The 23,227-nt window shown below is 46.3% G+C and carries 18 protein-coding genes and 1 tRNA gene; 6 read left to right on the top strand and 13 right to left on the bottom strand.

Annotation, left to right across the window (positions count from 1 at the left end; all coding sequences use genetic code 11):
• Nucleotides 1-106 precede the first annotated feature (106 nt).
• Together I2G42_RS12360 and I2G42_RS12355 are read left to right on the top strand one after the other, a co-directional pair.
• Complete coding sequence (locus I2G42_RS12360; RefSeq protein WP_022463041.1) at nucleotides 107-349, top strand: hypothetical protein; 243 nt, start codon at nucleotides 107-109, stop codon at nucleotides 347-349.
• A gap of 38 nt (nucleotides 350-387) precedes the next feature.
• A complete protein-coding gene (locus I2G42_RS12355) occupies nucleotides 388-588 on the top strand; it encodes a PDDEXK family nuclease (RefSeq protein WP_117804669.1) in 201 nt (66 codons plus the stop codon).
• Here the strand turns inward: I2G42_RS12355 and I2G42_RS12350 are convergent.
• A complete protein-coding gene (locus tag I2G42_RS12350) occupies nucleotides 574-864 on the bottom strand; it encodes a hypothetical protein (protein ID WP_055228321.1) in 291 nt (96 codons plus the stop codon). The two genes, I2G42_RS12355 and I2G42_RS12350, sit on opposite strands and share 15 nt — an antisense overlap.
• A 269-nt stretch (nucleotides 865-1,133) precedes the next feature.
• On the opposite strand from I2G42_RS12350, the gene I2G42_RS12345 reads away from it, so the two are divergent.
• Nucleotides 1,134-1,769, top strand: a complete 636-nt coding sequence (locus I2G42_RS12345) for a helix-turn-helix domain-containing protein (RefSeq protein WP_055265066.1) — start codon at nucleotides 1,134-1,136, stop codon at nucleotides 1,767-1,769.
• A complete protein-coding gene (locus I2G42_RS12340) occupies nucleotides 1,750-2,571 on the top strand; it encodes a HipA domain-containing protein (protein WP_119221703.1) in 822 nt (273 codons plus the stop codon). The genes I2G42_RS12345 and I2G42_RS12340 overlap by 20 nt, the downstream gene beginning before the upstream one ends.
• Nucleotides 2,572-2,655: 84 nt before the next feature.
• Here I2G42_RS12340 and I2G42_RS12335 read toward each other — a convergent pair whose 3' ends face one another.
• The 3 genes from I2G42_RS12335 to I2G42_RS12325 all read right to left on the bottom strand — a co-directional run bounded on the left by I2G42_RS12335 (nucleotide 2,656) and on the right by I2G42_RS12325 (nucleotide 8,317).
• The gene (locus tag I2G42_RS12335; protein WP_195531106.1) at nucleotides 2,656-4,683 is read right to left on the bottom strand and encodes a glycoside hydrolase family 31 protein; all 2,028 of its coding nucleotides are present in this window, start codon (nucleotides 4,681-4,683) and stop codon (nucleotides 2,656-2,658) included.
• 88 nt (nucleotides 4,684-4,771) lie between these two features.
• Nucleotides 4,772-7,090, bottom strand: coding sequence for an alpha-xylosidase (yicI, locus tag I2G42_RS12330; RefSeq protein WP_119208705.1), 2,319 nt, complete (start codon nucleotides 7,088-7,090; stop codon nucleotides 4,772-4,774).
• Nucleotides 7,091-7,366: 276 nt separating this feature from the next.
• On the bottom strand, nucleotides 7,367-8,317 hold the full coding sequence (locus tag I2G42_RS12325; RefSeq protein ID WP_055228316.1) for an MraY family glycosyltransferase: 951 nt from the start codon (nucleotides 8,315-8,317) through the stop codon (nucleotides 7,367-7,369).
• A gap of 167 nt (nucleotides 8,318-8,484) precedes the next feature.
• Between I2G42_RS12325 and I2G42_RS12320 the strand changes: the two genes are divergently transcribed.
• Nucleotides 8,485-9,360, top strand: coding sequence for an AraC family transcriptional regulator (locus I2G42_RS12320; RefSeq protein ID WP_022463035.1), 876 nt, complete (start codon nucleotides 8,485-8,487; stop codon nucleotides 9,358-9,360).
• Nucleotides 9,361-9,405: 45 nt separating this feature from the next.
• The gene (locus tag I2G42_RS12315; protein ID WP_022463034.1) at nucleotides 9,406-10,047 is read left to right on the top strand and encodes an endonuclease III domain-containing protein; all 642 of its coding nucleotides are present in this window, start codon (nucleotides 9,406-9,408) and stop codon (nucleotides 10,045-10,047) included.
• Between the two features lie 90 nt (nucleotides 10,048-10,137).
• Here I2G42_RS12315 and I2G42_RS12310 read toward each other — a convergent pair whose 3' ends face one another.
• The 9 genes from I2G42_RS12310 to I2G42_RS12270 form a co-directional block, all read right to left on the bottom strand.
• A complete protein-coding gene (locus tag I2G42_RS12310; RefSeq protein ID WP_022463033.1) occupies nucleotides 10,138-10,575 on the bottom strand; it encodes a MarR family winged helix-turn-helix transcriptional regulator in 438 nt (145 codons plus the stop codon).
• Nucleotides 10,576-10,738: 163 nt separating this feature from the next.
• The gene (locus I2G42_RS12305) at nucleotides 10,739-12,088 is read right to left on the bottom strand and encodes an MATE family efflux transporter (RefSeq protein WP_055228315.1); all 1,350 of its coding nucleotides are present in this window, start codon (nucleotides 12,086-12,088) and stop codon (nucleotides 10,739-10,741) included.
• Entirely contained in the window at nucleotides 12,072-12,536 is a 465-nt protein-coding gene (locus I2G42_RS12300; RefSeq protein WP_022463031.1) for a MarR family winged helix-turn-helix transcriptional regulator, read from the bottom strand. Before I2G42_RS12300 ends, I2G42_RS12305 begins: the two co-directional genes overlap by 17 nt.
• A gap of 172 nt (nucleotides 12,537-12,708) precedes the next feature.
• Nucleotides 12,709-14,850, bottom strand: coding sequence for an ATP-binding protein (locus I2G42_RS12295; protein WP_195531116.1), 2,142 nt, complete (start codon nucleotides 14,848-14,850; stop codon nucleotides 12,709-12,711).
• Between the two features lie 146 nt (nucleotides 14,851-14,996).
• Nucleotides 14,997-16,841: an ABC transporter substrate-binding protein gene (locus I2G42_RS12290; RefSeq protein ID WP_195531105.1), complete on the bottom strand. Its 1,845-nt coding sequence runs from the start codon at nucleotides 16,839-16,841 to the stop codon at nucleotides 14,997-14,999.
• Between the two features lie 58 nt (nucleotides 16,842-16,899).
• On the bottom strand, nucleotides 16,900-20,106 hold the full coding sequence (locus I2G42_RS12285) for a response regulator (RefSeq protein WP_195531104.1): 3,207 nt from the start codon (nucleotides 20,104-20,106) through the stop codon (nucleotides 16,900-16,902).
• 510 nt (nucleotides 20,107-20,616) lie between these two features.
• Complete coding sequence (locus I2G42_RS12280) at nucleotides 20,617-21,402, bottom strand: HAD family hydrolase (protein ID WP_330611335.1); 786 nt, start codon at nucleotides 21,400-21,402, stop codon at nucleotides 20,617-20,619.
• A gap of 157 nt (nucleotides 21,403-21,559) precedes the next feature.
• Nucleotides 21,560-21,633: transfer RNA gene (locus tag I2G42_RS12275), tRNA-Pro, on the bottom strand.
• Between the two features lie 234 nt (nucleotides 21,634-21,867).
• A complete protein-coding gene (locus tag I2G42_RS12270) occupies nucleotides 21,868-23,169 on the bottom strand; it encodes a PcsB-like coiled-coil domain-containing protein (RefSeq protein WP_195531103.1) in 1,302 nt (433 codons plus the stop codon).
• Nucleotides 23,170-23,227 lie beyond the last annotated feature (58 nt).

The raw sequence follows: 23,227 nt of genomic DNA, 5'->3' as shown, positions 1-23,227 counted from the left end.
TCAGACACGTATACTGTTATCGAAAAGCTTGTAGATTGAATTTTTTCCGCCATTGCCCTATACTAATAACAGATATATCAACAACGATTAGGAGGATTATAGTTTTATGCATATGCCAGAAATTCAATCTGTTTTAAACGAGAAGAACATCTCTTTTTCTTATGTCGAAGAGGACAACTGCGGAAGCATCGACTTTGAGCACCGCGGTCTGCGGTATCATATCTGGGAATTTGCAGACGATGTGGAGCCGGTCGGCGTGGAGACCAATCTGCGGTATGCAGGGCGCGATGAGGAAATCGAAGGCGATTACGATACGATTCTCGCAGAACATTTAAAGAAAGAATTTTAAGCGATTTCATTTCATTTTTGGGAAAAGATGTGTATTTTATGACGCCAGTTCTTCAACCACAGCTCGAAAAAGTCACGCTGGAACAGTATGAAATGCTTCCAGAAGAGAAACGCTTCGAAGTTTTTGACGGTGTCGTCTACGACATGGCAAGCCCTTCGCAGGTTCATCAGGCACTGTCCATGCAGCTTTCCACACTCATCAATACTTACATTCTTCGCAAAAAATCATATATTTTCTAACGCTGCCAGAAACAGCTCATAGAAGTCATCTTCCCCTTCAAGCGCCGGGGAATTTTCTCCGCCGCCATTGGTGCTGCGTTTGATTTCTGCGTAAAATTCTTCACCTGCCATGGCAAGATCCATTTCATAGATGGAAACGCCATAGGCATGGCAGATTTCGCAGAATGCGTGGATTGGATTCGGATTTTCCCTTGTCTGAAGCAGTTTTTCACGCAGAATGGGGTCTGCCTTTGCTTTTTTCTGCAGTTCGTCTAACAGTTCAACCAGTTCATTCATTTTGAAAACCTCCCTTTTTGCTAAAAAAACAGCACAGAAATCCCACGGTTTGCGTGCCTCTCTGTACTGCTTCTTTATTTTACGCTATTTTTCTTTTTTCTGTCAAGCTTTTGCCTGCACTGCAGGGAAGTTCTTTCATCGCCATGATTGCTGTTCTCAGACATCTGCGAGCCGTAACTTTTCTCAATCAGTTCGTTTTTTGTCAATAAATGATTTCTTGACGCTTTCAGATCTCTGTGATACAGTAATGGCAGAAACGAGGTGATTGCATGAAAAACACATTTGAGCAACAGATTTACGAGATCTTTGGAACAACGGACCCAAAGGAGCTGCGCAAGCTTTCCAAAGACGCGAAACAATACCAGCAGTTAGCGAAAAAAGAAGCACTGCGCCATGCGGCTGGAAGAAAACCTGCTTTTTCGCTGCCACAAATCATTCAGATGGCTGCCATGCAGCAGCAGGGAAAAAGTATTGCCGAGATCGCGCGCACCTTTCAGGTCAGCAGGCAGACGGTATACAATCAAATTGCCCGTGCTCACTGTTTCAGCACGGATCCCGATGTCAAAACGCGGATGTGTTTTCTTTACCGCGATCAGCTTTGCACAACGATTGATATCGACTTCCGTCATGAGAAAATTGCAATCCAGAATTACACAAAAAAAATTCCGCTTCGTGCCTTTGGCGTTGTGGAGCATCCGACCTGGGATGATTTTACCTGGTTTCTGGAAAGCCGCTGTTTTCCCAAAACACGCGATCATGCCAAAGATATTTTAAAAGAAATGGGACTTCCCTTTTATGATCCGCTGCTTATCATTGAAAAAACAGATGGGCGAATGGCCGGTGACGAGCAATGGATCCTGATTCTGAAGAATAAGGAGGCACGCCATGGAACAGATCCGTCTTGATCATCAGCTGCCTGTCAAAAAAACAGATCACACCTCAAAAGGGGACCAGCTCAAGTGGAAAATCGGTAATATCTGGTACAAATCCGACTATATGGGATATGAGGGACTCTCGGAGACACTGGTGTCTCATTTACTGCAAAAAAGCACTCTTTCCCACCCGTTTGTCCTGTATCAGCCTGTTCGGATTGCATACCGCGGCACTCTCCGCAGTGGCTGTTCCAGTCCTGATTTTCTAAAAGCAAATCAGATGCTGATCCCATTGGAAAAACTGTACCGCCAGAATACCGGAGACAGTCTGGCAATCACGCTTGCTGCTTTTTCAGAACCGGCGGAACGCATTCGTTTTCTGGCAGATCAGATGGAACACATGACGGGAATTCAGAATTTCGGTGCATATCTGACCGCTATGCTGGAAATTGATGCCTTCTTTCTAAACGAAGACCGGCACACCAACAACATCGCTGTTCTATATGATACAGAAACAGAGCAATATTCTCCAAGTCCTCTGTTCGATCAGGGTTTATGCCTGTTTGCAGACATTAGCAATGACTATCCTCTGGATCTGCCGATGGATGTCTGTATAGAACGCATCGAAGCCAAACCTTTCAGCTCTGATTTTGATACACAGCTGGATGCTGCGGAGGAATTATACGGTATCCAGCTTCACTTTTCCTTTACTGCAAAAGATGTCTGCACGGAACTGGATTCTCTGGCCGATTACTATCCTCTGGAAATCCGCCAGCGTGTTGAGCAGATCATACGCCGACAGATGCGCAAATATGGATATCTGATGCGCAGTTAGAGTCGAAAAGAAAACAGTACAGAAAAGTCCCCACGCTGTGTGTGTCTTCTGTACTGTTTTCTTTTTTGACCTTTTTACACGATCTTATGCCATTTTCTTAAATACCGGAATCGAATCGATCGGTGCAGCGGCACGGATAGTCTGTCCGCCTTCGTACACTTTTCCGTCTCTGGTGTCTTCCCAGCGTCCTGCCGGAAGATATACTTCACGCTCGAACTCGTTCAGATGGAAAATCGGCGCTACCAGGTATTCGCTTCCGAACATATACTGATCCTGCAGCTCCCAGCATTTTTTGTCATCCGGGAACTCGTAGAACATGGTACGGATCAGCGGAGAACCGTTTTCGGATGCTTCGTCATACAGCTGTTTGATGTAATCGTGCATGCTGATGCGGATGTCGTAATATTTTTTCATGATCCGGTAATTTTCTTCTCCATAGCTCCACAGTTCATTGGACTGGCCGGTATACAGGTAGCCGCCGCCAAAATCACGGTCATCGAGCGGTGGAATGTTGTGCGGTCCGCGGTCGCCGTGCATACGGAAAACAGCAGAGTAAACGGCAAACTCATACCAGCGGATCAGAAGCTGCTGGAAATCCGGGTCGTTGACATCATCTGTCATAAAGCCGCCGATATCGGTTGTCCACCACGGAATGCCGGCAAGACCCATATTAAGGCCGGCCTGGAGCTGATCATAGAAGGCTTCAAAGGTACTCGGCACATCGCCGGACCATACAACATTTCCGTATTTCTGGCTTCCGGCCCAGGCGCAGCGAAGCAGGTTTACAATATTTTCTTCTCCTTCTGCTTTCATGCCGTCATAGAAGACACGGCTGTACAGCTGCGGATAGATATTGCTGCAGGAAAGAGCAGGTCCGTCGATATAGCGGTAATGATCGAAATCGTAAACGCCGAAATCCGGTTCTGAGTTGTCCAGCCAGAAGGCATCGATTCCAAAATCATAATAGTTTTTCTTGCAGACTTCCCAGACGTATTTTCTGGTTTCCGGGTTGAACACATCGATTTCCACGCAGTCCCCCTGGAAATCATACGTCTGCAGGGCGCCGCGCTCTGTTTTAATCAGCAGGCCGCGGTCCAGCATCGGCCAGAAATTCTCGCTCTTCCGGTCTACGCTTGGCCATACGGAAACGATAACTTTGATTCCCATGGAATGCAGTTCGTCCACCATGGCTTTTGGATCCGGCCAGTATTTTTCATCGAATTTCCAGTCGCCCTGTACGGTCCAGTGGAAGAAATCGATGACAATCTGATCGATTTTGATGCCTTCCTTCTGGTAGCGGCGTGCCACTTCAAGCACTTCCTCCTGCGTACGGTAGCGCAGCTTGCACTGCCACAGGCCCATACGGTCCTCCGGGAATTTCGGCGCGCGGCCGGTCACTGCGGTGTAATTTTCCAGGATCTCTTTCGGTGTATCGGCTGCGGTCAGCCAGTAGTCCATATCTTTGGTCGAGCGTGCAGTCCATTCGGTGTAGTTCTTTCCGAAGGTTACCTGTCCGACAGCCGGATTGTTCCACAGCATACCATATCCTAAGCTGGATACGGCGAATGGTACGCTGATCTGGGAGTTCCGTTGCGCCAGCTCCAGGGTGCATCCCTTCAGATCCATGTATTTCTGCTGATACTGGCCCATTCCGAAAATCTTCTCTTCGTCGTTGCTCTCAAATTTCAGGTTCAGGCTGTATTCGCTTCCGCCGATCACACCTTTCCACTCACGGTTGACCGTTTTTAAGCAGCGGCTCTCTTTGCTGATCGTTCCGTCGTAGCAACGGTGATATTCTCTTAAAATTTCCTGTTCTTCTTTGTAGAAGGTGATAACTCCTGCAAAGTTGACCACAGCACGGATTTTTCCATTGGTGATCGATGCGCTGGTTCTTTTTCCCATCGATCCGTCGATTTCCAGATGATCGACCTCAAACTGCTCTGCTTTTGCCTCTGTTTTTTCCGGCACTTCGGTCAGCGCCCAGTCTTTTCCGGAAAATTCCGGAAGCATGGTTGCGCGGACACGTAAGGAATCTTTTCCCCACGGCTCAATCCGCAGTGTTTCTCCGTTTGCCTGTGCAATTAATACACCATTTTTTGTCTGAAAACGCATTGTTTTATTCTCCTTTTTTGAAAAGAGAGGTCACAGAAAAATTTGCTTTTCCGTGCCTCTCCCTCCCTATATTCTTACATTCCGATGCTTATGCAACAACAACTTCGCTTGCATCTGCTGCCAGAACAGCTTCTTTCTTCTCATTTCCGACGAAGACTTCTACTTTCAGTTCGGTATGTGCGCCTTCTACGGATACTTTCACTGTGTCGCCGTCTTTGACTGCTTTTACGGTGAATACATTGTTTCCGTGGATATCCGGAACTTTTGTCTCGGCTGCGTCTTTTAACTGATATACGCAAACAGTTGCGTGGTCAGCGTAGTCGTAATCCGGTTTGGTGTCGCAGTTTCCTCTTACTACGATGCTGTTCTCTCTTACATACAGCGGCATGGAGAAGTAGTCGTAGGTTCCCTGATACCATCTGCCGCCCTCTTTTGTCTCGCCGGTCAGAAGCTCGGTCCAGGTGCCTTCCGGCAGGTAGTACTGTGCAACTTTATCCTCGCGGAATACCGGTGCAACCAGAAGGGCATCACCCAGCATGTACTGCTGATCCAGATACGGAACGGCCGGATCGTTCATGAACTCGAATACCATTGGGCGCATTACCGGGGTTCCTTCCTCGTGTGCCTCTACAGATTTCTGGAAGATGTACGGCATCAGAGAGCATTTCAGGTTGGTGAAGAATTTTACAACGTCGCATGCTTCGTCATCGAACAGCCACGGCACACGGTAGCTTCCTGATCCGTGCAGACGGCTGTGGGTGGACATGAGGCCGAATGCGCACCATCTCTTGTACAGATCCGGTGTTGCGGTGCTCTCGAAGCCGGAGATATCATGGCTCCAGAAGGAGAATCCGCTCATAGCGAAGGAAAGGCCGCCGCGCAGGGTTTCTGCCATAGACGGATAGTTTGCGGAGCAGTCGCCGCCCCAGTGTACCGGGAACTTCTGGCTTCCTGCTGTTGCACTTCTTGCAAACAGAACTGCCTCGTTCTCGCCTTTTACTTCTTTTAACAGGTTGAATACTGCCTGGTTGTACAGGTATGTATAGTAGTTGTGCATTGCCTGCGGATCGCTTCCGTCGTGGTAAACAACGTCAACCGGGATTCTCTCGCCGAAGTCGGTCTTGAAGCAGTCTACGCCGCAGTCCAGAACGGTTTTCAGTTTATCGGTGTACCATTTTACGGCATCCGGGTTGGTGAAGTCTACCAGACCCATACCAGCCTGCCAGTTATCGGTCTGCCATACGCCCTTGCCGTCTGCTCTCTGAAGGAGATAGCCGTTTGCTGCACCCTCTTTGAAGAACGCGGTTCCCTGTGCGATGTACGGGTTGATCCATGCGCAGATGTGCAGGCCTTTGTCATGATATTTCTTTAAGGTTGCACGGATGTCCGGGAAGCATTTCTTATCCCACTCGAAATCGCACCAGTGGAATTCATGCATCCAGAAGCAGTCGAAATGGAATACGCTCAGCGGAATATTTCTCTTCTCCATTCCCTCGATAAAGGATGTGGTGGTCTCTTCGTCGTAGTTGGTGGTGAAGGATGTGGACAGCCACAGACCAAAGGACCATGCCGGAGGAAGTGCCGGACGTCCGGTCAGTGCGGTGTACTCGTTCATGATCTTCTTCGGTGACGGGCCGTGGAACAGATAATATTTGATTCTCTCGCCCGGTACGGAGAAGCCGACATACTCAACTTTTTCACTTGCTACTTCGAAGGAAACGTTGTCGGTGCTGTCAACGAGAATACCGTAGCCGTTGTTTGTCATATAGAATGGCACGCATTTGTATCCGATCTCGGATGCAGTACCGCCGTCTTCATTCCAGGTATCGACAACCTGTCCGTTTTTCACGAATGGGGTGAATCTCTCGCCAAGGCCGTATACGCACTCACCTACGCCAAGGGACAGCTCACTTACCATGTATGGCTGATATTTTTCGGTCATGTAGTTCGGTGCCGGCAGCATGGTGCTCTGCTTGCGATCCCATCTGATATAGGAAAGGTTGCGGAATCCGCTTCCGGTCAGGACTTTTCCGTCTGCCTCAAAGGTGTAAGCGAAGATTCCTTTTCTCTGTACGCGTACCAGTACGCTTCCGGTGTCGAGAACTGCCTCATCGTCGTTGATGGTAACGGTTACGTCCTCGTATACGCTCTCTGTTTTGTCGAAGGACGGAACTTTGTTGTCGTATGCTTCATAGTGCCATGCTTCCATGGAGATGGTATCCGGTGTGTGTGCCACGAACTCAACGGTGATGGTCGGCAGGTTCAGGGTCATACCTCTGTGCTCGATCGGGCGGGTGGTAGCCAGGATACGCATACCGCCTGGGATCTGCTCTACTTCATAAGCCTGCATTGCATGGGATGCATTTGCTTTTTCACTCGGAAGCCAGTAACCTTCTGTGAATTTCATCTTTTCATTACCTCCTGATTGGATGAACCTGAAACAGATAGCTGAAAGCACTTTCTTTTCATCAATCTTTACAGAATTATTGTTTCAGGCTGACATTTTTTGGTAATTTTATACTACCACACTCTTGCTTTCGAAAACAGGGCGGATTCTGTGAAAAAATACGGCGATATTATCTTTTTCTATCTTTTTGGTGTATTCGGAGGCTGAGATGCAAAACGGGAGTGTGCCCCGCAGACGTCTGCAAAAGACACACTCCCGTTTCTCTTGTGTTTTTTCTTATGCTACAATCAGATACGCAATGACAGCCAGCAGGATCTGCAGGATCACAAAGCGGATCACAACCTGACTGTCGGACCATTTGTATTTCAGGCGGACATGGTCATGCAGCGGTGTTCTTGTATTTTTGAGGATCGCGATTTTCAGGAAACGGAGTAAAAATACTTTGACAAGGCCGATTCCTCCGTCGACGATCATCACGCCTGCCATCAGCAGATATAAGAACGGATGGCGGGACTGCATGGCAAGGATGGCGATGTAGAAGCCAAGTGCTCTCGAACCGGCGTCGCCCATCAGCATGCTGCTCGGCGAGGTATTGAAATACAGGTACGCGAGAAGCGCTGCCACGAACAGGTAATTGGCTACGGTGAAGCTTCCAAGGACATCGTGGAAAATCATACTGAACGCGAAGATAACCACGCAGGAAAGGCTCGCGCAGAGTCCGTCGACACCGTCGGAACAGTTTGTAACGTTGATCGAAATCCAGATCAGGATGATGCCGAGGATTATGTAGACCACTTTCGGAATGGTAAGGGACATGCTTCCGAAGCAGATCGTGGTGGAATTGTAATTCACAAAGGTGATGACGGTCACAATGGAGATGACGAGGTCAATCGCGCCTTTTTTGTAATCGCTCCACGGGGTTTCGGATGCATCATCGAGGTAGCCGCTCAGCATGATGCAGACGAGCAGGATCGCGTAGATCACATACTCGGCGCCAAGAGGCAGGAACAATACGCTTCCGATCAGGAAACAGATGACGATCACGAGGCCGACGCCGCGCAGTTTTCCGCGGGAGAGGCCGCCGTTTACGGCAAATTCTCTGCCGTGATCGCTCGGCAGAAAGGAAAATGGATGCTTTAACGCCAGAAAGGTCAGCAGAAAGGTGACCACGATTCCCAGCATGGCGATCTGGCCGGGATTTAAAAAATTACTCCATACTTGATACATACGTTTTCTTCCTTCACTTTTCTTTAGATTGAGTTTGCACGAAGCCGTATGTGACGTGGCTTTGTGTTCATTTATTATAACAACTTCATACAAAAATTGCTATACCCAATTCGGGGGTTTCGTGATAAGATAGTGATACACTAAGTTGAACAAAAAAGGAGTTTTTTATGCCACGCAAAGATCATCTGCCGCGCCAGACACGCCAGGAACACATCACGCTGCAGCCGAACCGCAGCATCGAATTTCGTGTAACCGACGATTTCGGCAGTTTTTCGCCGCCGCACTGGCACGACGCGCTGGAAATCATTTATATTCTGGAGGGTTCCTCCATTGTCACGCTCTCGGACCGCACAAAGACCGTCCTTCCGGGGCAATTTCTGCTGATCAATTCCGGGCGTATCCACACGGCGCGCTGTCCGTCCACGGGAAACCGCTCGATTCTGATGCAGATTCCGGATGCGTTCCTTGCGAACTATCTGCCTGATCCGTCACAGCTCTGGTTCTCGATTGACTACGACAGTACGAATCCGGAAGTGCAGAAAAATATCAGCCAGTTCCGGCGTCTTCTGCTTTCGATGATGCAGCTTCATGAGGAAATGCCCGACGGCTATCTGCTGACATTCCAGCGGGAGCTTTTTACGTTTCTCGATCTGCTCTACACGAAATTTTCTGAGAAGAGCCCGCTTGCGCACCACCCGATGAGCTCCCGGACGCAGACACGGCTCGATACGATTCTGACGTACACGCAGGAAAATTACCAGCGGCCGATTACGCTGAAGGAGGCTGCCGATGTTGTCTCGCTGCAGCCGGAATATTTCTGCCGCTTCTTCCGCCAGAACATGGAAACGACGTATCTGGAATACTTGAATTCCTACCGTCTTTCCCGCATCTACCGCGACCTGATCGCCACGGATCTGCCGGTCGGCACGCTCGCGGAAAAGCATGGCTTTACAAACGATAAGCTGTTTCACCGCCTCTTCCGCGAGCGGTTTCACACGACGCCGCTGCAGCTTCGGAAGGCAGCACGCGAGAAAGGATCCTGATAGCTTTCGCTGTTTTTATATCTTTGAGAATGGGAGTTTAACACGATGACAAAAGAAGAACTGGCGCTTGCCGTCATTGAACGTTTGAAACAAGAATATCCTGACGCCGACTGTACGCTTGACTATGACCAGGCGTGGAAGCTGCTCGTCAGTGTCCGCCTGGCCGCACAGTGCACCGATGCGCGGGTCAATGTTGTGGTGGAGGATCTCTACGCAAAGTATCCTGATATCGATGCGCTGGCAAACGCGACACCGGAGGAAATCGAGGAAATTGTGCGGCCGTGCGGTCTTGGAAAGAGCAAGGCACGCGACATCAACGCCTGCATGCGCATGCTGCGCGACGAGTACCACAGCCAGGTGCCGGATGACTTTAACGCACTTTTGAAGCTCCCGGGCGTGGGACGGAAAAGTGCGAACCTGATTATGGGCGATGTATTCAAAAAGCCTGCGATTGTGACGGATACGCACTGCATCCGGCTGTGCAACCGCATCGGGCTCGTGCATGACTGCAAGGATCCGAAGAAGGTGGAGATGGCACTCTGGAAAATTGTGCCGCCGGAAGAAGGAAGCTCGCTCTGCCACCGGTTTGTGGAGCACGGACGCGAGGTCTGTACTGCGAGGACGACACCGCACTGTGAACGGTGTGTGCTCGCGGATATCTGTGAGAAGAACGGCGTAGAAAAATAGCATTTTTCTATGCGTTTCCATGCGAAAAAGGCTTTTGCATACCGGACAGATTTTTCTGATTCTGTCCCGGCTGCAAAAGCCTTTTTGTTTCTATTTTTTATATGACCGAAAGAAGTCCGTCAGCGCTTTCAGCGTTTTCCCGAGCACCTGCACTTCCTCTTCTCCGAGTTCCGCCATCACGGCATCCGTCATCTGCTCGTGGAATTTTGCGTGATGATGGAATGCCTGCCGTCCCTTTCCGGTCAGGTGGATGTAGACGATCCGGCGGTCCTTCTCGCTGCGCTCCCGCTCGGTGTAGCCTTTTTTCACCAGACTGTTCATCGACGTTGTCAGCGATCCGACCGTGATGTCGAGCTTTGCCGCGATCGATGACATATTGCCGCCCTCCAGGCCGACGGCTTCTATGATGTGCATATCGTTGTTCGTCAGATCCTTGAAATCCTCGGTAATGATCGCCTCTTCTTCCAGTTTTTGTATCTCGTGAAACAGATGGACCAGTGTCTCATTGATGATTTCTCTGTTATCCACTCCTCTTCCCCTTTCCGTCTGTTCTGTCCCTTCTGAACAGGGTTCCGCTCTTTCTGTCTGTATTGTATCAAAAAAGTTCCGGACAAACAATACCAAAAACTGCCTGGGAAACGGCGGATCGCTCCGTGCCGTTTCCCAGGCAGTTCTGTTATGTTTGATTCAATTACATCTGCCCTTTTTTCTTTAACCGTGCAAAGCAGATCATGAAAAAGCAGATGCCGTATACGGTTGTGATCGGGGTGGACATGCCGACGAAGGTCAGGTTCGTATTCGGCAGGTGTGAGAAGAACAGCGCCAGCGGAATACGGATCAGGCAGGCGGAGGTGATTCCCTGGATCATAACCGGGATGCTGATGCCGCGGCCGTTGAAGTATCCGATGCTGCTGAACAGCACACAGGTCAGAATACATTCCGGTGCGAAACCGCGCAGGTAAGCGGCGCTCTGCTCGATAACGGCCGGATCGCTCGTGAAGATTCTGGAGATGACACTTCCACCGAAGAAACCGATGCAGAAAATCACAACTCCAAGAGAGCAGCCCGTTGCGATTGCGGTGAGGAAGCCCTTCCACGCGCGGTCTTTCTTTCCGGCTCCGGTGTTCTGTGCCACGAATGCTGACACAGACTGCATCACAGAGGACGGGATCAGCATGATGAATGAGGTCAGCTTCTGCGCCACACCGTATCCGGCGGACGGCATAAGGCCCATGCCGTTGATGATCGAGTTGATCACAAGGAAGGAAATCTGTACGGTCGTCTCCTGCAGCGCGATCGGCACACCGACGTTCAGGACTTTCTTCAGCTCGTCATGGTCGATGCGGCAGTCTTCTTTTTTGAATTCAATCGGCAGATTGCCTTTTTTCAACACACCCATGGAGGCGATGACAGAAATCAGCTGCGCCAGAACCGTCGCAAGCGCTGCTCCCGCAACGTCCAGTTTCAGCACACCGACGAAGAACAGATCTCCGGCAATATTGGCTGCGCAGGCGATGCCGACGAATAAAAGCGGCAGATTTGCATTACCGATTCCGCGAAGCACGCTGCTGATGACGTTGTACGCGATGATGATCAGAATACCGCCGGAACAGATCCGCAGGTAGAGGACGGTTTTGTCAAAAGACTCCGCCGGGACCTGTAAAATATTGGCGATCGGGCCTGCGAACAGCTCCAGAATCACCGTCATGACGACACCGATGATGGCGAACAGAACAATCGAGGTTCCCACGGTTTTGCCGGCCTTATCCGGCTTGCCCTCGCCGATGTGCTGGCCGATCATAACGGTCGAACCCATCGCAAGGCTGGTGATGATAAGTGTTACCATCTGCATGAAGTTGCTTCCGGTTCCGACAGCGGAAATACTCGACGCATCGCCGAACCAGCCGACCACGAGAAGGTCGACCGCACCGTAAGCCGCCTGCAGAATCAGCGCGCCGAGCACCGGCAGCGCAAAACGGATCAGGGACTGGAAAATCGGTCCCTCTACAAACGATACTTCTTTCTTATTTTCTTTTGCCATTGTTTTTCACTCCTTTTATTCCCGGCATCGTTTCCTGCATCCGTGTGATTGCATGCACAAATTCGTCCACCACCGCGTCGTCCAGATCTGGCAGGCGGGATGCCCATTCCCCGTGAAAGTGCGTCACGCGGAGTTCCACAAACTCTTTTCCCTCTTCGGTCAGTGTCAGGTTGATCACGCGCTTATCTTTTTCATCCGCCTGTTTCACGAGAAGATTTCTCTCCTCCAGTTCCTGCACCAGCTTGGTGATGCTCGGCAGCGTTGTGTTCATATAGCTGCTGATGTCGCTGACGCGGCAGAAGCCCTGCTTTTTCTGAATCTCATTCACCGCATCCAGCACATGCACCTGCCGCGGCTTCATACCGTCCGGCAGGTCCGGGAGCTTCTCGATCAGACGCTTTGCATCAAAACACGCATCCAGGAACTGCTTTAATTTTTCCTGTGTCATGGAAAATGGTCCTTTCTTCTTGAAATTTAGTTATCTTTAGTAATTATCTTTGATAAGTATAGCAGGAAATGAAAAAATGTCAAGAGGGAACTGATGATAAAAAAGAGCTGATTGAAAGTTCTGGCAATGCCAGATTCTTTCATCAGCTCTTTTCCATATCCATTTGTCACTTTCAATGAGTTGCATTTCGGTGCCCCCCGCCGGATTTTATGCTTCTGATCGTCTTTTCCAGTACCTTCATCTCAATCGGTTTTGAAACATGGGCATTCATACCGGCTGCCAGAGAATGCTGAATATCCTCAGAAAACGCATTGGCGGTCATAGCAATGATTGGAATTGTCTTTGCCAGTTCATGGGAGCTTCTTCGGATTGCTTTTGTTGCCTCATAACCATTCATAACCGGCATCTGCACATCCATCAGGATCATGTCATAATCCCCCGGAGCAGACTGCTCAAATGCCTCTAAGACCCTTTTACCATTTTCACAGATTGTACACTCTGCACCCTCAATCTTTAACAATTCCATCAGGATTTCTGCATTCAGCTCATTGTCCTCTGCACACAGAAACCTCATTCCTTTCAGGACATTGCCAGCCGGTTCATCCTTTTCTGCCTGTTCTGCTGAAGAAACAAATCTATCTTCTGCTATTCTCAGATCTATAAGAACCTCAAAACAGCTTCCCTGGCCCAGTTCACTCTCCACATCAATGGTGCCTCCCATTGCTTCAACCAGATTTTTGGTAATAGCCATTCCAAGACCAGTTCCCTGTATCTTATTCGTCATAGAACTTTCAGCACGAGTAAAAGCATCAAAAATTGTATCTTTGAAATCTGCCGACATTCCCATGCCATTATCGCTGACTAAGAAACGGTACTTTGCGTAGACAGATGACTTTGTCTCACATTCTTCTACCAGAAACTGAATTTTTCCACCTTCCTGCGTGTACTTCACTGCATTAGAAACCAAGTTGCTGAAAATCTGCATCAGATGAACCTGGTCTCCGTTCACCCACTCGTGCCGGATGTTTTCTTTTATGATTGTAAGAGTCTGATTTTTTTCGTCTATCTGTGAATGGAATATGGTATTGAGTTCTGTAATAAAATCCAAGATGGAAAAATCGGTATACTTAAAAACTGTTTTTCCTGCCTCAATTTTGCTCATATCCAGAACATCATTAATGATTCCTAACAGATGCTGTGATGAAATGTCTATTTTATCTGCATACTCTATTACTTTCGCTTTATTACCGGCATCATGTCTGATCAATGATGTCATGCCGATAATTGCATTCATTGGTGTACGAATATCATGTGACATATTGGACAGGAAATCTGTTTTCGCCTTATTTGCATTTTCAGCGGTCTGCAAGGCTTCCGTTGTAATGTCCTTTGCTTTTTTCAGTTTTTTATTGGACTCCTCCATTTCCTTCATTGCCAGCGTCTGAATCTCATTATTTCTTTTTTCGTATTCAGCTTTTTGCTCAGCAAGACTGCGTCTGGAAATACTGTAGAATAATCCGGCAAAAAGCAAAAGTATAAAACCTGCCATGAGTATTGTTTCAAACACTATTGTTTTCTGATAATCTCTCAGTACATTATCTACAACACTCTTTTCTACAATACAGATCAGCATGGTGTTATTATTTTCTATCGGACAGTATCCCAGATAGTAAGGTTTGTCACTTCCCAGAAGTTCTACCCCCTGTTCTCTGCCATCCAGCTTTTTTTGAAGAGAATCAGCCTCTTCCTCAGTGATAGCCTGATCTCCTTTTAAATGCTTTAACAAGAAATAGTTCCTGAAAAATTTATCTTCTTTCTGATTTGTATAAGTAATATTTCCGTCGTTATCCAGCATAAACAGATACGCATTCCCGTTATAGCTTTTCACACTTAACATGGAATCTAATTTTGAATGATCATACAAGGTTCCAATTGCCGTATAAGTTTCCCCATTAATCGTATATTCCTGACATGGAATTGCAACCAGATAACCATCTTTTTTCTTCTGGTTGTAATCAAGAGAAACCAATTTTCCAATATTATATCCGTTCCTCAAATCCAACAAAAGTTTACTTGGCATGTCAACCCGAAGTTTTGTTCCATCAGTGGTTATTGCCTTTCCATTTTCCTGGAGAAATATAAGTGTACTTTCAGATTCTTTCTGCCATGCCTCAAAGAACTTCTTGTTTCTATCCAGTTCAATAGATCTCACTCCCTCTTGAGTAAGAAAATCCTCAAGCATATGCAGCCGACTGTAGTATCCATTCACCTGCAGATCATAGGTCTGCTGTATCTGTTCAACAACTGCTCCCATACTGCTTTTCCCGTTTTCTGCGATATAGCTGTTCATCCTGTTCAAAAGGAACTTTACAAAAATTAAGTTTAAAAAGATAAGAATTAAAAAGAACAATGGTACTATCATCTTTTTTCTTTTTGTTTTCGCCTGTTCTGTTCCCACTTTTATTTTTCAACCTCTATATAATCTTCCGGTGCTGACGGCTGCTGTCCGTTTTCTATTGCTGCAGTCCATGCACTTGATAATGTTGTGTCCTTAATCTGCTCGATCTCACATCCCGGATTTATTTTTTTCAAAACAGACATTGTGGTGTCTGTAAGAAGAATAGAGTACTCCTTTTCTTTGTCGATTTCTTTCTTATTTACTTCTATGTCCTTTAATGAGAATCCGTTTTCCTCCTGCCTGACGATTAATTTCATACCGGATGCAATTGGTAATTCATATTTATTGGTTATATGGAATTTCTCATCAGAATCAGCAAGATATTTCTCCGCAAGTTCATAAATCTCTTTGCCATTGATTTTTGCCAGGTATAATGGTGTATCTAAACTCTTTGCTGTCATCAGACCAACCCGGCTGCAGGTACACTCCCCTTTGTAAATGGAGGAAGTAAAATAATAATATGGTGCCAAAGCCAGCTGAGCATCATTTTCTTCTCTAATCGTAGTTAAAATAGAAGATGCCGCATCACGACCGTTTTTATCATTTAGCGAAATGGAATATTCATTTTCAAAATTAACTGTGGTTTCTTCTTTTGAATCCTTACTGTTCATTGTGCTGCGAAAAGCATCATAAGCCTGTGTTTCATCCATTTCCCCTGACAATAATCCGTGAACAGCCTCAAGACTGGCATCAAATGATTTTTGAGCAGAATATCGGATATAAACAGAATTATTATTAATTTCATCTTCCAGTCCAAGTACATCTTCCATCATGTTTGGAACATCTACATTTAATGAAATTACACCCTTTCCATCTGCGATCAATGTTTGTCCTTCTTTTGAAATCATACACTCCAGGACATCGAATGCCAGGTCCAGTTTTTCCTGATCTTTTTCCAGTTCTTTGTTAAATGCAATATTCAGAGAAGGGGTCATATTTATAAAAGCTTCATCCGAAATCTGTGAAAAAAACGGTATACGAGTTAATTCTGCATCCATCTGTTCCTGAAATTCCTGCATAAGTGCCGGATAACCATGAAACATTGCTGCTTTTCCCTCAAGGAACATCTGCGTTGCAGTATTAACATCGACGCTGATATCATCACTTGTAAAATGTGAGTCCTTTAAAAATGTATTGGTTTCTGAAAAAATACGTTTCCATAATGCATCATCAAACGCGATATCCCCTGATGCACTTTCAGCTGAGCTTCTCCATTCAATTCCATCCAGACTCATGAATTCCCCAATTGCACCTGTCTGAATCACCTCATGAGCAGACCAGTCTTCTGCAAGATCCAGGGAATACGGTTTTATACCATTATCATAAAATTGCTGGCATGCCTGTGCATATTCCTTATAGTTTTTCGGTATCTTGATTCCATACTGTTCAAACAATGTCTTGTTGGCAATAATCGTCTGCGGTATACCGCAGATAGGAAGCCACTGGATCTCATCTTTTGAATTTTTGTAATATTGCAATGCATAAGAGTAATACCTGGAAACCACATCATAAGAAGCAAAATCCATTAGATATGGCTCCAGATCCTGTGCATCTTTTCCAGAAAATCGACGTACGGTTATGATATCCGGCAGTTCACCATGTTCCTCAAAATAGCTATATAAATCGGTATCATTGTTACCGGTAATAAACTCAATATCCTGATCTGGAAACTGCTCATGGATATAGGGTACAATATTTTTCATTAAACGATTTTCCCACAGATACACGGTAAGGTGATCGTCATTTTTAGATACTGCTTTTTGAGATTGTCCACAGCCAGACAAAACAGTAATTGCTAAAAGCGCACCTGACAGTAATGCTATCAGACATTGTTTTGCCTTTTTCATCCTCGTATTTTCCTCATTCTTTCCTGATAAAATCATTAATTCAATAATTGGGAAACAATTACAGCCAGTTTTCCAGAACATCATTCAGCTTATTCATATCCAGCGGTTTCGCGATATGTCCATTCATGCCTGTATTTTTTGCCAGCTGTACATCTTCTGCAAAAGCATTTGCTGTCATGGCAACAATCGGTAGTTTTCCCTGTTCACCCGGAAGGCTCCTGATTGCTGCGGTTGCCTCATAACCATTCATGACAGGCATTTGGATATCCATAAAAATAAGGTCATACAAGCCTTTCGGAGAAGCTTCTACTTTTTCAACTGCAATTTTTCCATTTTCTGCCGTTTCCACTTCCGCCCCGGTCATCTGCAGAATTTCAACAGCAATTTCTCTGTTTAACTCATTATCCTCGACCAGCAGAATTCTTTTTCCTGTGTAATCTGCTTCAGACAGCTCATCCAGATAATTTCTTGCTGTTTTTTCTTTTCTGCCAGAAGTAAACTGCCGCAATGTAGCCGTCAAACGGGAACGGAACAGCGGTTTTGCAATAAAAGCATCTACGCCTGCAGCCTTTGCTTCTTCTTCGATCTCACTGAATTCATAAGATGTCAGTACAATAATGGTAATCTCTTTCCCTATCCGTTTCCGGATCTGTCTGGCTGTTTCAATTCCGTCCATATCCGGCATTTTCCAATCTAAAATAACAGCAAAGTAATCATTTTTTAGCTCATGATGTGCATAACAGCGCTCAACGGCTTCTCTGCCGGAGAGAACCCATTCGCCTGTAATTCCAATCTCCTTCAATGTGGCAACTGTACTTTCACAACATGTCTTATCATCATCCACAACCAGAACAGGTAGATTCATCAGATTTCTGTCCTGTTCTTTTTCTTTTTCCTGAAGTTCCAGATAAATTGTTACTGTAATTTTAGTTCCCTTATGTAAGGTGCTTTCCACTTTAATATTACCATTCATCAGGTTCACAATATTTCTGCTGATTGCCATTCCCAGACCTGTTCCCTGGACTCTGGTTGTCCGATGGTCATCTGCGCGGCTGAAAGGATCAAACATGATTTTCTGGAATTCCGGTGACATACCGATCCCATTATCCTCAATCGTAAATTCATAGCATCCAAGTTCCGAAAATCCATTTGGCTTTTCCTCTATGGAAAAAGTAATATTCCCGCCATCCGGTGTATACTTGACCGCATTACTCATCAGATTCACAAATACCTGCTGGATTCTCAGGCTGTCACCACAGACACTCTCATGTTCAATGTGATTAATGTGTATATCTAAATTGTGTTTATGTTCATCAATCACCGGTTTTGTGAGTGTTATAAGATTATCCACCAGATCTGGCAGATTGAAATCCTCCTGTGCCAGCGTCATTTTTCCACTTTCAATACGTGCCATATCCAGCACTTCATTAATCAGCCCTAGCAAATGACGGCTTGATTTTGTAATTTTGCTGAGACATTCAATGACTCTGTCCTGGCTCTCAATATTTGCTCCTGCAATTGCTGTCAGGCCGACAATGGCATTCATCGGTGTCCGGATATCGTGGGACATATTGGAAAGGAATTCTGTTTTCGCACGGTTTGCATTTTCTGCAGACCGGTAAGCCTCTTTCAGTGCCTGACGGGATTCAATCTCTGCTTTCTTCTCCTGTGTCACATCCATGGATGCCAGCAATACCTTTTCCAGCTTTCCATTCTTCCATTCCAAAGGAATATAAGAAGCGATCTTATAAGTCTTTTCATCCAGGCTGCAGTACTCAAACTTATAAATATCATTTTCACTTTTCAGATTCTTCCGGATATTTTCCGGTGCGATCAGGATGTCCATAGTTTCCAATGGTTCCAGTGTCTTATACTTTTCAAGAACCTGCATCTGAAAATCATGATAGAATCCCAAAGGTTTATATATCATCTGTCCATTCAGGTTATAGAATTCATATCTGTCATTTTCCAAATCACAGACAACAAAGCGGTCAACCAGACGCACAATACTCTGAATTATCTGCTCCATGGAAGCATTATCCGCTGCCATCTGCAGATGCCGTGCGCTCTCTACCTTTGTCTCTGTGATATCACGCAGAAAGATCATGGCATATTCTGAATCCTCTATTTCGCCACGTATGACCACATTGCGGACCCATCGTTCTTCTCCATTCAGAGTGATACGGCACTCTAAAGCCAATTCGGTTTCCAGACCCTTCAGCCTTTCTGCAATATAACCACGGTCGTAAAAAGAGGATACCGCCTTCTTATCTGTCTCCACAACATAGGAATCCACAAAATGACGGATCAGTTCATCCCATGTATGACTCTGTTCAAAGACTGTCATCAGGGACGGTTCAACCTTAAAGGTATCAAAAGTATTCGCTTCCAGATTTACATAATACTCACACAGGTCTGCTTTCGTAAAAGCCCGGTGGAAAGCAGCAGATTTTTGTGCCTGCATGGCCTCTTTTTTTTCCGCATCAATATTAATAAAAATCCCGGCAATCCTGCTGGCCGAACCATCCAGACGGCGTATTACTTCTGCCGATGCCCGAAACCACTGGTATTGATTATCCTTCATTCTCATACGATACTCTACCTGGTATTTTATCTGGTTCGTCTTATCCTTAATTGCCGCCTGAAGCTGCACCATTACTCTTTCTTTATCCTGTGGATGCAGAAGATCTGACCAGGATTCCAGTTTATTCGGAAAGTCCAGAGTGTCATGATAGCCAAGCATTTTTCGGAATTCATGACTCCAGTTTGCATTCACAATCTCACTGTTTTCGTCACAGTCAAAATACCAGAAGCCGGAACAGATAGCCTCATTGAGCAGTGTCAAATTTACATGATCCCAGTTGACCTGTACGGACATAACCCAGATCTGTCTGCCCGCCTCATCTGTCGCATCCTCTTTACAAAGCCGTACATTTTTCACTGTACCGTCTGCTGCAAGGATCTGTGCTTCCCCTGTTCCGTGAAGCTGCAAAAAACGGTCTCGCTCCAGTATATCTTCCTCGTCATAAAAGAAGTTTCTCAATGAGCCTTTTGTCTGTTCCATGAAAGTATCGAATGTATATCCTGTACTATGCAACAGCAGATTATTCACAGACAAAATAGACAGGTTTTGGTCATAAGATCCTGTCATTATACCTACCCCGCCATTATTTTCCAGTGTTTTCTGTACGGCCTGTGACATAGCCTGTGTCTGTCCCGTTACAGCCTCACCTAAAGAATATATTTTGTCTTCATACTTTTCCATTTTATAAAAATCCTCTCTCTGTTTTATACTTCATTATCCTGCTTTTATCTGTATACAGAGAACCTGTCCCTGCCAGTTTTACATTTACGTTATAATATCCTACAAAACGTGAAAAACAGATATACGGATTTGAGAAGTTGCAGCCACTACACACAATATTCATACAAAATTCTCTTTATGTTTTCAATTTTTATAGGCTTTGCCAAGTGAGCATTCATTCCTGCTGCCAGACACTTACTCCGATCGTTCCTGCTGTAAAACGGTATCTGAGGCTTTTTTTATTTATCTGATTTTTTTCTGTTTCCATGGAACTTCTGAACGCTCACCTCCTGGTATCATTACAAATATACATAAAAACTCATTTTTATATTACCATGAAATTTTTTACTTTGCAATGCACATACCTTTTCAGACGCTGCTTTTCTTGTTTCCTTTTTCAGAAAATTGCAACCAAAGGGGCGCACCTGAAAATTTCTTTTCAAATGCGCCCCTTCGCTTTCTTTTTTTCTGTCAGATCAATCCGTAATGCTCCATCGCCTTTGCCACGCCGTCCCGCTCGACGGTATCGGTTACGTACTCTGTGTACGGATCCAGAATCTCATCATGTTTTCCAAGCGCAATGGTGTGTGCGCCGCACCGGAACATGGTAAGGTCGTTGCTGCTGTCGCCAAATACGTATGCATCTTCTTTCTCCAGCTGAAACTGTTTCAGTGCATAGTCCACAGCTGTTCCTTTGCTGCAGCCGTGCGGAACGAGTTCGTATACACCACCGCGACGGTCCATGATATCAAACTCCTGCTCAAACTCACGGTACATACGTTCTATATCAGACTGTGCATCGGTTACGATGCAAAATTTATCGTAGATGATTCCTTTTGTCTCCGCTGTCTCCGCGAGTCCGATTCCGACAGCAGCGAAATAGGCACGGGTCTGCTCGACCTCCCGAAAACGGGATACCTCCGACGAAAAATAAACATTATCCGTTCCCTCCAGAATCATGCCGATCCTGCACTCCTTTAAAATAACCGGGATTTCCTCACAGCGCTTTTTCGGAATCGTCTGATGCATCAGGATTTCGCCGTCCCGGCGCAGATAGGTCCCGCAGCCGCACAGAAATCCGGAAAATGGAAGCTTTTTCAGCTCCTCGGGCAGCTCCGACCAGGTGCGGCCGGTATTAATAAACGTAAGATTTCCTTTTTCCGCTGTCTTTTTCAATGCATCGAGCGCGCTCTGCGGAATTTCTTTTGTAATCTCACTCAGTAACGTTCCATCAATATCAAAAAATAATGCTTTCACAAAAATTTCCTCCTCGTGTACTCTTTTCCTATCGGTCTGAAAAATTCGTGACTAAATTCGTGACCAGATATTTTTCCCTGTTTTCCTGTTCTCTTTCTGACATACGAAAAAATGCCGAAGCTCTTGATTGTCAAGGCTTTCGGCATTTTCATTCCAGTCGAAGCGACGGGATTCGAACCCACGACCTCTGCGTCCCGAACGCAGCGCTCTACCAAACTGAGCCACGCTTCGATTTTTTGTTTTCTGAACTCTCGTCCGTCAACAATAGCTATTATATATGATGTCTATAGGAATGTCAACACCTTTTTTGAAATTTTTTTAATTTTTTTTATTATTGCTTCAAAAGGTACATTTTACACGGGTTTGCGGCCTTTTTGGTGTTCTTTTAGAATGACAGTTTCTGAGAAAGTCAAAAAAAGAGATATGCCGGAAGTTCTGTTCCGGCATATCTCTTATCTTTGTTTCTCAGCTCAGCTGATATACATCTGCATACTGCACGCCGAAGCTCAGCGCCTCGGAATGGCTGCTGCAGAAGATGTCTACGTGGCCGTAAGCGGTTCCGCGGTCTTCTACCGTGTAAACCTGGCCGTTGATCATCAGTTTCGTTCCGAATGGTACACCGCCCATGGCGATCGTTCTTCCTGCGGTCGGTGTGGTTCCGCTCGCGGTGGATCCGCCGGACCACTGTCCGGTACAGATGGAACAGGAGCAATAGCCTGTCAGTTTAAATCTTCCAAGGTATGTTCCGCTGGAGGAGCTGCTGGAAGTATCTGACGCGGATGGACTCTCCGTTGTCGTGGAGGATGCGCTGCTGTCCGAAGAACTGCTTCCGGAGCTGCTGCTTGTATCGGTATCTGCTTTCGCTGCGGCATTTGCTGCTTCTGCGGCTGCGACTCTTGCGGCCTCTGCCTCGGCTGCCTGTTTTCTGGCGGCCTCTGCCTCAGCTTCTGCGGCAGCCTGCTGTGCGGCGGCTGCTGCGGCTGCTTCCTCTTCTGCTTTCTTCTGCGCTGCAATCTCCTCTTCTTTCGCCTGACGGATCAGGTCGTTGATTGCATCTGCTTTGCTGTTGATTTCATCTACCAGTGCACTCTCGCTGGATTTTGCATCGTCCAACTCTGCTGAGTAGGTACGGAGTTCCTGATAAGCTGCTGCGTACAGCTCCTGGATGGCTTCCTGCTGATCGCTGCTCTGCTGCTGCAGTTCTACGATCGCTGCCTGCTCTTCCTGCACCTGTGTTTCTTTTTCTTTTACCTGGTTTACCGTGTCCTCATACTCCTGCATAAGATCGCGGTCGAAATCGGAAATTTTCTGTATGTATTCTGCCCGGCTGATCAGCTCTGAAATGCTTTTGGAAGAAAAGAGCATTGCCATGTATCCGTTTCCGGAGGAATTTTCATACATATACTGGATACGGAGCTTCATCGCCTCGTACTGCTCTTCTTCTTTTGCTTTTGCATCTTCCAGATCTGCCTGAATCTGTACCAGTTCGTTCTGCTTCGCATCATACTGATCCTGAAGCTCCTGCAGACGGTTCTGCAGATCGTCCAGCTGCTGGTTCAGTTCGGAAAGATATTCTTCTGATTGTCCCTTTTTGGAATTGAGTTCGTCAATCCTGCTCTGTATGCTGTCAAGCTGAGACTGTGCGGCAGCCTGTTCTGCCTGAGCATTTGAAATTTTCTCCTTTGTACTGGCACCATAGCATGGCAGAACGGTTGCTGCCGTAAGCACTGTGGCCAAAACCAGGCTGAATAATTTCTTTTTTTTCATGTCGTACACCTCATACTTATTACGTTCTGTTGCTGATTGTCACTCCAAGTTACTGCGG

The sequence above is a fragment of the Fusicatenibacter saccharivorans genome, from assembly GCF_015557635.1.
GTDB lineage: Bacteria > Bacillota > Clostridia > Lachnospirales > Lachnospiraceae > Fusicatenibacter > Fusicatenibacter saccharivorans.
This window is presented reverse-complemented; position numbering and strand designations above follow the sequence as displayed.